Source organism: Desulfobacterium sp. N47 (genome assembly GCF_051233685.1).
Lineage (GTDB): Bacteria > Desulfobacterota > Desulfobacteria > Desulfobacterales > RPRI01 > RPRI01.
Map to the genome: position 1 here is coordinate 1 of NZ_JBAMMY010000091.1, position 12,523 is coordinate 12,523.

Below are 12,523 nucleotides of genomic sequence, written 5' to 3' on the forward strand. Positions count from 1 at the left end.
CATGCCATGGTGATGTCAAACCCAATGCCAACTGAAATAGTTCCGTATCTCTCATAGTAATTTGTCTCAACCTCCTCTATCTCTTGATGACTGATATCTATCATGTCTTGAATCGGATTACCCATACTTTTTAGCGAGGAGCCGTTATTCTTAACGAGGTAGAGTATCTTCGGCTGTTGACTTTAAAAGTGCGCATAATTGTTGAGCAGCCTTGGTGGATAGTCCGCCGGTACCTGCAGCGCAAATTCTTTAAAATAGCCAAACAGGAATTTGACTCTGAATATGAAACCTATTGGCGCGAGGGCGAGTCGAAACCCAAAAATATCGGCACCCCGATTTTATACCGCAAATTATTCCCGAAGGCCGGAATATTATTAGTTCATGGTTATTTGGCTGCTCCTGAAGAAGTCAGGCCGCTCGCTGATTATCTCTATAAGCAGGGTTACACCGTTTATGTCCCAAGGCTTCGTGGACATGGAACCAGCCCCGATGATCTGGCTCTGAGAACCTGGGAGGATTGGTTGCATTCAGTTGAACGCGGTTATATGATTCTGGCTAATAGCGCCAGGGATGTCGTTTTGGGTGGTGTCAGCATGGGAGCCGGTTTATAGCACTTCTTGCAACAGCAAACATGCCATATAAGGTTAAAGCCGTTTTTGCAGTAAACTGTGCGATGAGATTAAGGAAACGTACTGCCAGGTTTGCACCTGCCGTTATTATATGGAACAAGCTGTTGGACAAATTTGTTAAAAATGAAGGGCAAAGGCAATTTGTAATCAATGAGCCTGAAAATCCGGACATCAACTATTTGCGTAATCCGATAAGTGGAGTTAAAGAACTTATGGAGCTGATGGAACAGCTCTTACTCCGGCTTGATCTCATAAAGGTTCCGGCTCTTTTGATACAATCATCCGGGGACCCTGTAATTCATCCTGAAGGAAGCAAAGAAATATATGAAAAACTTGGTTGTGAGGATAAGGAGTTGGTTATGTTAAATTACGAACGCCACGACGTACTCAGAGGTGAAATCTCACAGCGTGTTTTTGCCCGAATAGCGGAATTTCTCAATATCAGAATAAAATAGGATAAATCAATGTTTAGTGCTCAAAATAAGCTTAATGACCGAATGCTTTTAATTTGAAGTAACACGCTATTATTATCCAAATATAATTTTATTTACTATAAGCATAAGTATTGTGGTATAATAGTCATCAGATTGTTTGCTTGTTTTGTCTTTTTATTATAGGTAGTTATTAAATAGTTTCCCTTTTTTATCGTACATGATATGTATTGAAATAATTTTTGCTATGCAAAAGCTTTGATATTACAGTGCAAATAAAATCAATATTTATAAATTATAATAAACCCGTTCGTGAGGTAATATAATGACATTTAAGAATATCCTTGTTCCTACCGATCTTACCGAAAAAAGCAGGAAAGTTCTTGAGTTAGCAATCTCTATGATTCAAAAAAACGTGGGAGAAATTACACTGATCCATGTAATTGAGAAGATAGAGGACATTGACGATGAAGACCTTGACAACTTTTATAAAAAACTAAGTATGCGAGCGCAAAAGGAATTGGATAAAGTAATACTTGATAATAAAAGCTATGGGATTCGAATCAATACGGAAATTATAATTGGCAAACGGGTGCCGGAGATTCTCAGAATCGTCCATGAGCGTTCAGTTGATCTTATAATTTTAAAATCCCATAAAATTGATGAGGTTTGCGCAGGCGAAGGCTGGGCAACCATAAGTTACAAGATTGCTATAATGGCTCCATGCCCGGTTATGATTGTTAAATGAAAATTGACGGATTCGAAAACAATTTCCGTGTTTAAGTTGTATTTGATATATCTATCTTATTTGTCAATGAGTTAGACGAAATAACCGATTTAAAGGGGTTAGTAATTGCAGCGTACGAATAATGCTTTCGTTTCTTGCGATTTGCGTACCCTGAATATTTCGCCGTCCCAATTACGACTTCTTACAAGACTATCAACAGTTCAAGAGCTGATATGTTTTGGCCTGAGATGAGGAAGGAGGCTTACCCATGCCTAAAAAGATCATAATCGGAGCACTCGTTTTTATTCTTGTTTATACAGTTTTCGGATTTTTAATTCTTCCTTCCGTTTTAAAATCCATACTGACAAAAAAGCTTTCCGAAAGCCTCCACCGCAAGGTCTCAATCGAGAAGATCAAAACTAATCCTTATATAATTTCTGCCAGGATAAAAGGCCTGACTATCAAAGATCAGCAGGATCAGGAGATATTTGCATCGATATCCGAACTCTACGTAAATGTTCAGACTGAATCCCTGCTGAAAAGAGCTTTAGTAATCAAAGAAATAAGTATATCCAAACCCTATGTAAATATTAAACGCAAAACTTCACAACTGTATAATTTCTCTGATCTTATTAAAGAAGACGGGAAAAAACCGGATACAAAAAAAGAACCATTCAGATTTTTTATAGGAAATATTCAGGTTTCAGGCGGCCGGATTGATTTTATGGATTCGCCTAAAAACAAGCAGCATAAAGTTAAAGATATTGTTTTCGCCATTCCATTTATTTCCAATATGCAAAAAATTGCTGACACATTTGTGCAGCCGTATTTCAGGGCAGATATAAACGGCACACCGCTTATACTCGAAGGCAGATCGAAGCCATTTGCCAAAAGCCTTGAAACCGTTTTTAATATTAATCTTAAAGGAATTGATATTCCGCATTATATTGAGTATATGCCGGAAGAAATCAAGGTTAAGGTTCCATCCGGAACCATTGATTTACAGGCTGCTCTTTCCTATATACAGTCTTTGGATAAACCTCCTGCTATTCATGTTTCAGGCACATTAGGATTAAAGAACATTGCAGTAAATGATACAAACAATCTTCCGTTTATCCGTTTTTCAAAACTCTTGTTCAAAATTGACGATATTCAGCTTCCGGAAAAGTCAGTACATCTTTCCGCCATTAATCTGACCTCCCCGGAAGTATACATCAGGCGCGATAAATCAGGCGAGTTAAATTTAGAATCTGTTATACCGAAAACAAATACTAAGGGTTCCGAAACAAATACAGAAACCCAGACGTTTTCCCTTAAAATTGATCAGGTGGAGCTCAAAGGCGGTATCTTAAACCTTTCAGATGTATTAGCTGTTGATACTGTTAATTTTTTGGCAGATAATCTTAACTTAAGCGCCAATAACATATCTTATATTCAGTCTCAGAATAAACCACCTGTCTTTCATGCTTCAGGCACATTAGGATTAAAGAATATTGCAGTAAATGATACAAAAAGTCTTCCGCTTGTCCGTCTTTCAGAACTCACTGTAAAAATTGCAGATATTAAGCTTCCGGAAAGAAATGCGCATCTTTCCGCTATTGATCTGACCTCCCCGGAAGTATACATCAGGCGTGATAAAGCGGGCGAGCTGAATTCAGAACAAATATTGAAGAAAATAAATGCAGAAAATACCGGGGCAAAGACAAAAAGTAAACCGTTTCCGGTTAAGATAGATAAGGTGGAACTTAAAAGCGGTGTTTTCAGTTTTTCAGATGTTTCAACTACAGATCCTGTTAATCTTGTCGCCGATAATCTGATTATAAGCGCCAACGATATAGATACGACAGCAGGCGGCAAGGCGGATCTTTCCTTCCGGCTGAATAAAAAGGGCAGTATTTCAACAAATACAATATTTAAAATAGATCCGCTGTCTTGTAATGCCAAGGTGAGTATGGAAGGAATTGAACCCGGATGGGTGCAGTCCTATTTCACCGATCAGATACGTATAATAATAACAGGAGGGCGTGCGTCAACCAAAGGCTTGTTTACTATGAAACAAGATAAAACGAAATTGACGCAAATCTCATATAAAGGAAATGCAGCACTGACCGATTTCTCTTCTGTGGATAAAGAAAATAAGGATGATTTTGTTAAAATAAAAGTTCTTAACCTAAATTCTCTGAGTGTTGGTTTTAATCCAACCTATGTTGATATTAAAGAAATAGCCCTGAATGATTTTTTTGCAGGCATTATCGTAAATAACGATAAAAAGCTCAACCTGAAAAGTGTGGTTAAACAGGATCAGGATATTGCGATACCTTCGGAAGAAAAAGATAAGGACAAAGAGAAAAAAAGTATTGAAAAGATAATGATCGGCAAGGTTTCAGTCAGGAAAGGTAATATCGGGTTTATTGACAGGAGCATCAACCCGAATTTTTCAACAGAACTTATAAATATCGAAGGATCAATTACAGGTCTTACATCGCTGGAAACTGAAGCTGCAAAGGTTGAGCTTTCAGGCAAGCTCGATAACGTTGCCCCCCTGATGATAACCGGCAGTATAAACCCTCTTAAAGATGATCTTTTTGCAGATCTGCATACAAATTTTAAAGATATGGATCTAAGCCCCGAGTCGCCATATTCAGGAAAGTTTCTGGGATATACAATAAATAAGGGCAAACTCTCTTTGGATCTTAAATATCTTATCAACAAAAAGAAACTTGATTCTCAAAATGATGTATATATCGATCAGTTTACTTTCGGGGATTCTGTTGACAGTCCTCACGCAACAAGTCTGCCGGTTGGTTTGGCGGTTTCTTTGCTTAAAGACCATAACGGCAAGATAAATCTTAATCTGCCTGTTGCAGGAAGAACGGATGACCCGGAATTCAGTGTATGGAAAGTTATTGTTAAAATGCTTGTCAATCTTGTCGGAAAGGCGGCGACAGCTCCTTTTTCACTTCTTGCGTCATTATATCCCGGCGCTGATCAGCTAAGCAATGTAGAGTTTGAATATGGGAAAGCTGATCTTTCCTTACAGACTGAAAGCAAGCTTTTGCTTCTCCATCAGATATTAACCGATAAACCGTCAGTTTCCGTTGAGATAAAAGGATGTGCCGATAAGGACAAAGACAGACAGGCTGTTATTCAATATTTATTTGAAAAGAAATTAAAGGCCCGGAAACTGACAAAAATGATCAAAAAAGGCCAACCTGCGATTGAAGTGGATAAGATTACCATTTCACCTGATGAACATGAATTATATCTGAAAGAAGCATATAAGGCTGAGGCATTTGCAAAGCCGGAAAAATCCCAGGGCAAACCTTCTGCACAGGAGATGAAACAGGCAATTGTTGATCATATCCGGGTAACAGACAGCGATCTGAAGCTTTTGGCGGAACAGCGCGCAAGGCAGGTGAAAAACTTCCTGTTAAAATCACAGCAGATCAACCCGGAAAGAATATTTTTAGTTGAAGGTCAGTTAATTTCCGCAGAAAAGTCTGATGGAGTTAGCGCGTCGCATGTAGAACTGACATTGAAATAGGATGAACCGGTATTTTAACTTTTTATGAGTTTGTAACACACTATAATGGTTATCAGATATCATATATGGCATATATCAGGAAATGATTCATGAGAGGTCTGATAGAAAGAGTATCTGAATTTATTGAATTTATCAGAGATGGCATCTGGAGAATACGTTTAAGGGACCTTACGGTTTTAAGACGGATTCTCATCAAACATTTAAGAATCATAATTATTGCATCAAAGGAATTTGTCTATGACAAATGCCCGCTCCGCGCCTCTGCCCTGACTTATTACTCACTGCTTTCCGTTGTCCCTGTTGTGGCAATGGCCTTTGCTATTGCAAAAGGTTTCAAATTACAGGAACTGCTTGAAGCCGAGATCATAGAAAAATTCTCCGGGCAGGAAGCAATGATGATGCAGATAATAGAATTTTCCCGGAACATGCTGAAAGATACCAAGGGTGGAATCATAGCAGGAGTGGGAGTGGTAGTTCTTCTCTGGGCTGTTATAAATGTTTTGAGCCAGATAGAAGACACTTTCAATGACATCTCAGGAGTTAAAAAAGGCCGGTCTTTCGGAAGAAAATTCAGCGATTATCTTTCTTTAATTCTGATCGGCCCTCTTCTTTTAATCATGTCAGGCAGCGCTATGGTATTGATCTCCACACATCTTCCCCAGATAACGCAAAAAATAGCCTTGCTGGGCATATTCAGCCCGCTTGTGGCAATCATAATAAAAGTACTTCCATACTGTTTTATCTGGATACTCTTCACTTTTATTTATATCTTCATGCCTAATCAAAAAGTGCCTTTTTTTTCAGGTCTTATAGCAGGTATTGCAGCAGGGACTATTTTTGTTATTGTTCAAAAGCTTTACATATTTTTCCAGATCGGAGTAGCAAAGTATAATACCGTTTATGGGAGCTTTGCGGCACTTCCCCTGTTTTTGCTGTGGATGCAGCTAAGCTGGTTTATAATGCTTTTTGGTGCTGAGATATCCTTTGCACACCAAAATGTTGATGCATATGAATTTGAGCCTGACAGGAAAAAAATCAGCCCTTTATTCAGAAAACTTCTAAGCCTGCAGATTACCCATATACTTGTAAAGAATTTTATTCAGGGAGAAAAACCCATGACGGTTAAAGGAATATGTAACGCTCTCGATATTCCGACCCGTCTTGTACAGGAGATTTTAAACGAGCTTGCCGGTTGCGGTCTGATATCCGATACTACATCTGATATAACCGGCGAAACCGCCTATCAGCCTGCCCGTGATATAAATGATTTTAGTATCTCATTTGTCATAAATGTACTTGAAAGCACCGGCATAGATACAATCCCGACCGCACGTACAGAGACTTTCAAATCGCTGTCCAAAAGATTGAAAGTCTTTGCTGAAGCCATAGAAAAGTCGCCGTCAAACACTTTGCTGAAAAATATTTAAATTCAGCACATCCCATAAACCGGCAAAAGCAAAAGGTTCACCTGACGTAACAGTTATAAAATAAGGTTGTTTGCTGCCCTACATTAAGTGCCGGTCCTTATTTCAGGTCAAGCCTGTAGGATTTGATAATCATAGCAGGATGATATGATTGTTTTACTTTTGCAAGACCGGGAATGTTCATGTCACTTTCTTTGTTGATATATGTATACCCGTCAAAAAGTGAATTGGCGCATAATTTATCAAAATACTGATAAAGCCCTTTTATGTTTGTAAAAGCCTTTTCAAAGTGAAGTACGCCCATATCGTTTGTCAGATATGCGGCAATTGCAAAAGCACATATTTCACCGTTAATCCGAAGATATATGCCTTCCATATCAAGCATATCAATATGATTAAGAGTATTAATTATTGCATTCTTTTCACAGGCCAGATCCTCATTAACATCGGCATCGCAGTCTCTTTCTATGCACCATTTTTCCAGAAAATCTATGCACTCGGCAGATAACCGGGGTATAATTTTGCCTGTTTCAACGCGATTGTTTTCAATATATTCTCTTTCAAACTGATGGATGAGATTTCTTTTCTGGGAATACCGGTTTCCTTTAAGTTCTGAAATATCTGATTTAAGATATACATAGTCGCAATATTCTTTTTGCAAAGTTATTTTGAAATAAGACTCAACTTCTTTTTTGCCAAATGTATCTATATAGTTGCCCGGTACAAACCAGTAATTATCAAAACCGCATTTTTCTGCAACCCGGCAAAGCTCTTCCGGAGAATATTCCCGTGAAGGCGATATGGGAAGTATCAGGTGCCGCCGGTATTCTTTCTGTTCCGTAAATTCCGCAGCTATTATCAGAGCGTCTTTTTCGATTATCCCGTAAGGTTTGTAATATTCATTACTCCAGGCTATAAGGGATGGAAGAGTATATACGCAAAGCATATATCGCTGATTATTAAAATATTTTTTTAAAGGCAAATAATCGGAGTATGTAATTTCTTTCATCTTCATGTCAATATCTTTAACATAGGTTTTGAATCAGGCATTATATTAAATCCATAGTTAGTATAAAAATCATCTGAATTTCTCTCGGCAATCAGGGCTATCCATTTAATGCCGTCATCTTCAAGACGGGCGACTAATCTTTTTAGTATTTCAGTGCCTATTCCTTTTTTTCTGTGCGAAGCCACAACCGTGAGATCCTGTATATATGCATCGCTTGCCTTGTCGCTTATCGCCCTGCCCATTCCGATAATTTCATCTTCTTTGCCTGCAACAACAAAGCAATGGCTGCCTGCTATAAGCCGGCGCACATGCAATGGATCATCCGGAATATCTTCAGCCCACCAACCTGTCATACGGTATATGGATGTTATCTGTCTTATCTGATCCGAAGTTGGGTCAACCAAGAAGGTATACTTATACATTGTCTTTATCTGATATTATGGCAAACATGATTTCTTTATGCTCTTATAGTACAATTCAACATAAAAAACAGCAAGCGGATTAAATATTATATTTTTTCCTGTGCCGTTCAAGAATTTTAGTAATATGCGGATTTAATTCTTTTTGTACCAACTCTTTATTAAGTCCCCTTGCATTGCAGTATACTACTAAAAAATCTTTAATAAACTTTTCAGCAAGGCCGGTTTCGATCATATCAACAATAAATCTGGCAAGATCTTTTAGCATGCATGCACCTGATTTTGATTTGCTGCGATGGGCTCCGTCAAGATCTATAAGCCAGAAATCCCCGCTGTTTTCATTTACCAGAATGTTTACCCATTTTGTATCGCCATGACAAAAGCCGTTATTATGGATCTTTGATAAAATTTTTGCAAAACGCGGTATTATTTTTTTATTTTCAAGCCAGCCTGAAAAATCATTTATATTTTTCGAAAGATCTATAAGGCTTATTGTATCTGAAAGATACTGGCTGTAAAAATATGAGTTTATCTGCCACAATCCTTTTGATTCAATTATATAAGCAAGTGGCAAAGCCACAGGAATATCAAGCACTTTAAAGCAGTGGGTTATATCCCATAATCTTTGAGTCCGTTCTTTTTTCAACAGGGTTTTTATACGAAACAATAAAATGTTTGAAACAAAACGCTTTGCAATAATCATTTCACCCGATAATGGGAGCAAATTTACGGTTATATTTTTATCTTTTTTTATTGTAGTGCTTTCTGATGTAAACCATTTGCCGGGATCGATATTTTGAGAAAGTTTTTTTGCTACCTCACTGTTTATTAAATATTGGCCATAAAACAATCTGCTTTTTATTGGTTTGCAGTTATGTGTCATATAAAATCTGAAGTTGCTTTTTAATATGCGCGGTTTTCTTCTCGCATAAACTGCCTGCAGTAACTTGCTTTCATTTTCAACGGAAAAACCGGGGTTGCTTGATTTATAGGCGATAAACATTCGCATCAGATCGGTTCTGCTTAAAACATTATCTGCTGCAACTGAAAACTGGACTATGTTTTTTATGATTTGCGAAACCGGGATATGACGCCATTTGCGGTTTCTTTCATTATCTATGAAACTGAATTTAAAAAAATCGCCGTCTTTTTTAACTAACAGATTATTCTGCCTTAAATCTCCATGGACAATTCCATTGTGATGGAGTTTTCCGACAAGCGATCCTGCGGACTTAAGCAGTAAGCGTTTTTCCTTCATCTTTTGCCAAGTAAGAGGAGAAAGAAAATTGTTTAAAAGATAGTCAAAAAAACCAATGCCATCAAAAGCTTCGGAAATTATAAAAACGCTTTTATTACTGTTTCCCCAACAAAGGATTCCAGGGGTTGGTAAACCGGCTGACAATAAAATATCGGCCTGTCTGCAAGCGCGCCTGCTGCGGCTGCCGTATAATACAGCTTTGATTTTTTCAAAGATATTTCTTGGAAGAAATTCTTTATAATAAACTTTCACATCTTCAGTTTTAGCAGCAACCGTCGAATTTTGAGAACTCGATACCCATTGCCAGCCTGAGGGCAATTTGCCGTTAACCAGCATCATTGCCTGATCCCGGTAATTATTTGCATATTCTCCGTAAATGGAAAAATTATTAGCTTTGCATAACATCCGATTTGATACCATGATGTTTTTATTTTTCCTTACCAAGTCTTTTTTCTATATCAACAGGTGCGGGAATAAGCTTTTGTTCAAGCATAATTCTTTCGGTCTGTTTCCACGCATTTACATCTATTGCGCCAAAAACCGTATTTCCCGAAGGCTTCATTAACTGTCTTGTTATTTCAAGTTGTTTGCGGATAATATCTACAGGCGTATCTTTGTCGAATCTGTGAATGGCCTCTATAGTTTTATCCGAGTTTGCCGGATATAAAGCCTCATTCCAGGCTTTTGTCAATGCTGAAACAAATTTATTAACTGTTTCGGGATGCTGCTTTATCATATTTTTTGTTGTTATTACAGAATTTGCAACAAAATGAATTCCGTAATTATCCGGATCAAAAAATGATACCGGTTCTTTAGCCTTGTCAAGCTTGCCTCCAATGATAACTCCCTCGGCATTTCTGTAAACAGGCCATAAAGAAACTCTTTTCTCATAAAAAGGCGTATAATCATATCTAACGCTATAAAACTTTACTTCTTCTTCTCTTATACCGTTTTTTGATAAAAGAGCTTTCATGATTGTTTCATCATTTCCACCAAAAGTAATTCCAATGGTTTTGCCTTTTAAATCTTCTATTTTATCGATTTTGATTTCATCCGAGCGATATATCCACTGAAGCGGATTTGCCTGAAAAAGCTGCGCAAGCACCACGATGGGCGCTCCTTTTGAAACAGCTCTGATAACCTGATCCGCAGAAGCCACGCCGAATTGGGCATGTCCCATTTCAAGCTCTTTTATTGCATCCCGTTCCGGTCCACCCTCTTTAACTTCAACTTCAAGCCCCTCTTTGGCAAAAAATCCGTTAACATCGGCATAAATATCTCCGGCAACACTTGTGTTAAAAAGCCACTTAAGCCGGTATGAAACTTTTGTCATCTCCTTATCTTTTTTGGCGCATCCTGAAGGCATAATGATTATAATAAGTGTTAATAATAAAACGATAAAACGATAGTTATTCTTCATATTTTTCAAGCCTTTGCCCCCCAGGTTCTTACCAGCATGATGCCAAGCCATTCCAGAAAAGCCAGGTAAAGCGATGTGAAAATTCCTATTAAAAACAGCGCAACCAGAATTTTGGAAAGATCGCTCTGGTAGAGTGCAATGCGAATGCTATAACCGATTCCCTTGCTTGCTCCTATAAACTCGGCTACTATGGTTCCAACCATTGCAAGTGTCGCGCTTCCGGAAACCACTGTTACAAGCTTGCTCATGTTTTCAAAAGCTCTTATCTTTACCTCAAGCTGCCATCTCATTTTCCCTGAATACACATAAAAGTGTTCTATATCGGTAACCGGTTCGGAAAGTACTCCTATAAAGGACAAAAGCAAAGGGAAATAGCATATCATCGCAGCAATCAGAAGTCTTGAAGGAAGCCCGTCACCAAGCATGATAAAAATTATGGGAGCAACAGCAACAATAGGATAAGCCTGGATATTAAAAGCTGCGGTTTTAATAAATGAGCCCATCCAGTTTGACAAACGGCTTATTATTCCAACAATTGTCGCCATTATAATGGAAAGGACATGACCGATTATTGCTACTGATAATGTATTTAAAACATCAGGGATATATCTTAAAAAAACTTTTTGTGCAGTATCATAAATCTCAAAAGGGCTGGGAATGACATAATCTGAAAGATTCAAGACTGTCTTTATAAGAAATAAAAAGGCGAGTCCTAAAAGATAGACAATAATAAACTGGGATAGCCGTTTATGAAACATTTACAATCTCCAGCATTGTCTGTTCAAGATCTTTTTTTGCAACTGATTTTCCGGTTTTCTTATCCTGGCCCAAAACGGTAATCGTCTGGGGAGTTTTCTGAAAACTTCTTAACACAATAATATTTTTGCAGAACATGGAAACTTCGGCAACACTGTGTGAAATATAAATAAAAGTTTTGCCGGGATACAAATCCTTTATTTTTAATATTATCTGCTCCCGCGTTACTTCATCCACATTCGCAAGACTTTCATCCATTATCAGACAATCAAAATCCTGTAACAGGTATCTTGCCAGATTTATTCTGTTTCTCTGGCCGAGAGAAAGGTGGGAAAACCCGGAATCCATGTAAGCTGAAAGCCCGAATGACTCGATAATTTCATCTATTCTGTTTTTGTTTTTCTCCGGCGTAATCTTTAATATATGTTCACCAACACTTGACCATCCCGGAAGTCTTTCAAGGTTATATGAGTAAAAAATTATATCAGTATTATTACGTTCAATTACACCGGTATATTGATTTAATTGGCCTGCAATCATACGCGCAAGAGTTGATTTCCCAGCTCCGGAAAGGCCGAATAATGCATGAAATCCGGGCTCCTCTATTATGCAGCTTAAACCATTGAATACCGGGTACTGTGTCCCGGGATATTTATAATTTATGTTTTTACATTTTATCATATTGGATGCTTTAAATATCATATAACGGCAAAATAATAAACACTCTATCTTAACCTTGCAGGATTATTTTGTTCTTTGAACAATAAAAAAAAATTACAATTAATTAAACAAACAAGTGGTCAAAGTCCCAATAATAATGTATAGGAAAGATGATCAAAATTATTATTGAGGCAAAATCCATGACATTACAAACGATAACGGTAAGGCCGGTTCTAAAGGAAGAGG

General features: G+C 37.8%; 11 protein-coding genes. 5 read left to right on the forward strand and 6 right to left on the reverse strand.

The window, feature by feature from the left end:
• Nucleotides 1-176: 176 nt before the first annotated feature.
• The 5 genes from VXK47_RS05880 (at nucleotide 177) to VXK47_RS05900 (ending at nucleotide 6,758) form a co-directional block, all read left to right on the forward strand.
• Nucleotides 177-611, forward strand: coding sequence for an alpha/beta hydrolase (locus VXK47_RS05880; protein WP_435547841.1), 435 nt, complete (start codon nucleotides 177-179; stop codon nucleotides 609-611).
• 20 nt (nucleotides 612-631) lie between these two features.
• Nucleotides 632-1,084 (forward strand): alpha/beta hydrolase, encoded by a 453-nt coding sequence (locus tag VXK47_RS05885; protein WP_435547842.1) that lies wholly within the window; start codon nucleotides 632-634, stop codon nucleotides 1,082-1,084.
• Nucleotides 1,085-1,385: 301 nt separating this feature from the next.
• Nucleotides 1,386-1,808, forward strand: a complete 423-nt coding sequence (locus tag VXK47_RS05890) for a universal stress protein (protein ID WP_435547843.1) — start codon at nucleotides 1,386-1,388, stop codon at nucleotides 1,806-1,808.
• 247 nt (nucleotides 1,809-2,055) lie between these two features.
• On the forward strand, nucleotides 2,056-5,331 hold the full coding sequence (locus VXK47_RS05895) for a DUF748 domain-containing protein (protein ID WP_435547844.1): 3,276 nt from the start codon (nucleotides 2,056-2,058) through the stop codon (nucleotides 5,329-5,331).
• A gap of 89 nt (nucleotides 5,332-5,420) precedes the next feature.
• Nucleotides 5,421-6,758 carry a YihY/virulence factor BrkB family protein gene (locus VXK47_RS05900; RefSeq protein ID WP_435547845.1) on the forward strand — a complete coding sequence of 446 codons (1,338 nt, stop codon included), beginning with the start codon at nucleotides 5,421-5,423 and terminating at the stop codon, nucleotides 6,756-6,758.
• A gap of 97 nt (nucleotides 6,759-6,855) precedes the next feature.
• On the opposite strand, the gene VXK47_RS05905 is transcribed toward VXK47_RS05900, so the two are convergent.
• From VXK47_RS05905 to VXK47_RS05930, 6 genes are all read right to left on the reverse strand, one after another.
• Nucleotides 6,856-7,770 (reverse strand): DUF2156 domain-containing protein, encoded by a 915-nt coding sequence (locus VXK47_RS05905; RefSeq protein WP_435547846.1) that lies wholly within the window; start codon nucleotides 7,768-7,770, stop codon nucleotides 6,856-6,858.
• Nucleotides 7,767-8,186: a GNAT family N-acetyltransferase gene (locus VXK47_RS05910; RefSeq protein ID WP_435547847.1), complete on the reverse strand. Its 420-nt coding sequence runs from the start codon at nucleotides 8,184-8,186 to the stop codon at nucleotides 7,767-7,769. The genes VXK47_RS05905 and VXK47_RS05910 overlap by 4 nt, the downstream gene beginning before the upstream one ends.
• Before the next feature lie 79 nt (nucleotides 8,187-8,265).
• Nucleotides 8,266-9,861 carry a lipopolysaccharide kinase InaA family protein gene (locus VXK47_RS05915; RefSeq protein WP_435547848.1) on the reverse strand — a complete coding sequence of 532 codons (1,596 nt, stop codon included), beginning with the start codon at nucleotides 9,859-9,861 and terminating at the stop codon, nucleotides 8,266-8,268.
• Nucleotides 9,862-9,868: 7 nt separating this feature from the next.
• Nucleotides 9,869-10,861, reverse strand: coding sequence for an ABC transporter substrate-binding protein (locus VXK47_RS05920; RefSeq protein ID WP_435547849.1), 993 nt, complete (start codon nucleotides 10,859-10,861; stop codon nucleotides 9,869-9,871).
• 5 nt (nucleotides 10,862-10,866) lie between these two features.
• Nucleotides 10,867-11,619, reverse strand: coding sequence for an ABC transporter permease (locus VXK47_RS05925; protein WP_435547850.1), 753 nt, complete (start codon nucleotides 11,617-11,619; stop codon nucleotides 10,867-10,869).
• Complete coding sequence (locus VXK47_RS05930) at nucleotides 11,609-12,298, reverse strand: ATP-binding cassette domain-containing protein (protein ID WP_435547851.1); 690 nt, start codon at nucleotides 12,296-12,298, stop codon at nucleotides 11,609-11,611. Before VXK47_RS05930 ends, VXK47_RS05925 begins: the two co-directional genes overlap by 11 nt.
• Between the last annotated feature and the right edge of the window lie 225 nt (nucleotides 12,299-12,523).

Bases quoted from the DNA above. Each gene is read 5' to 3' on its own strand.
- VXK47_RS05885 (WP_435547842.1), top strand. From the start codon at position 632: ATGCCATATAAGGTTAAAGCCGTTTTTGCAGTAAACTGTGCGATGAGA.
- VXK47_RS05890 (WP_435547843.1), top strand. From the start codon at position 1,386: ATGACATTTAAGAATATCCTTGTTCCTACCGATCTTACCGAAAAAAGC.
- VXK47_RS05895 (WP_435547844.1), top strand. From the start codon at position 2,056: ATGCCTAAAAAGATCATAATCGGAGCACTCGTTTTTATTCTTGTTTAT.
- VXK47_RS05900 (WP_435547845.1), top strand. From the start codon at position 5,421: ATGAGAGGTCTGATAGAAAGAGTATCTGAATTTATTGAATTTATCAGA.
- VXK47_RS05905 (WP_435547846.1), bottom strand. From the start codon at position 7,770: ATGAAGATGAAAGAAATTACATACTCCGATTATTTGCCTTTAAAAAAA.
- VXK47_RS05910 (WP_435547847.1), bottom strand. From the start codon at position 8,186: ATGTATAAGTATACCTTCTTGGTTGACCCAACTTCGGATCAGATAAGA.
- VXK47_RS05915 (WP_435547848.1), bottom strand. From the start codon at position 9,861: ATGGTATCAAATCGGATGTTATGCAAAGCTAATAATTTTTCCATTTAC.
- VXK47_RS05920 (WP_435547849.1), bottom strand. From the start codon at position 10,861: ATGAAGAATAACTATCGTTTTATCGTTTTATTATTAACACTTATTATA.
- VXK47_RS05925 (WP_435547850.1), bottom strand. From the start codon at position 11,619: ATGTTTCATAAACGGCTATCCCAGTTTATTATTGTCTATCTTTTAGGA.
- VXK47_RS05930 (WP_435547851.1), bottom strand. From the start codon at position 12,298: ATGATAAAATGTAAAAACATAAATTATAAATATCCCGGGACACAGTAC.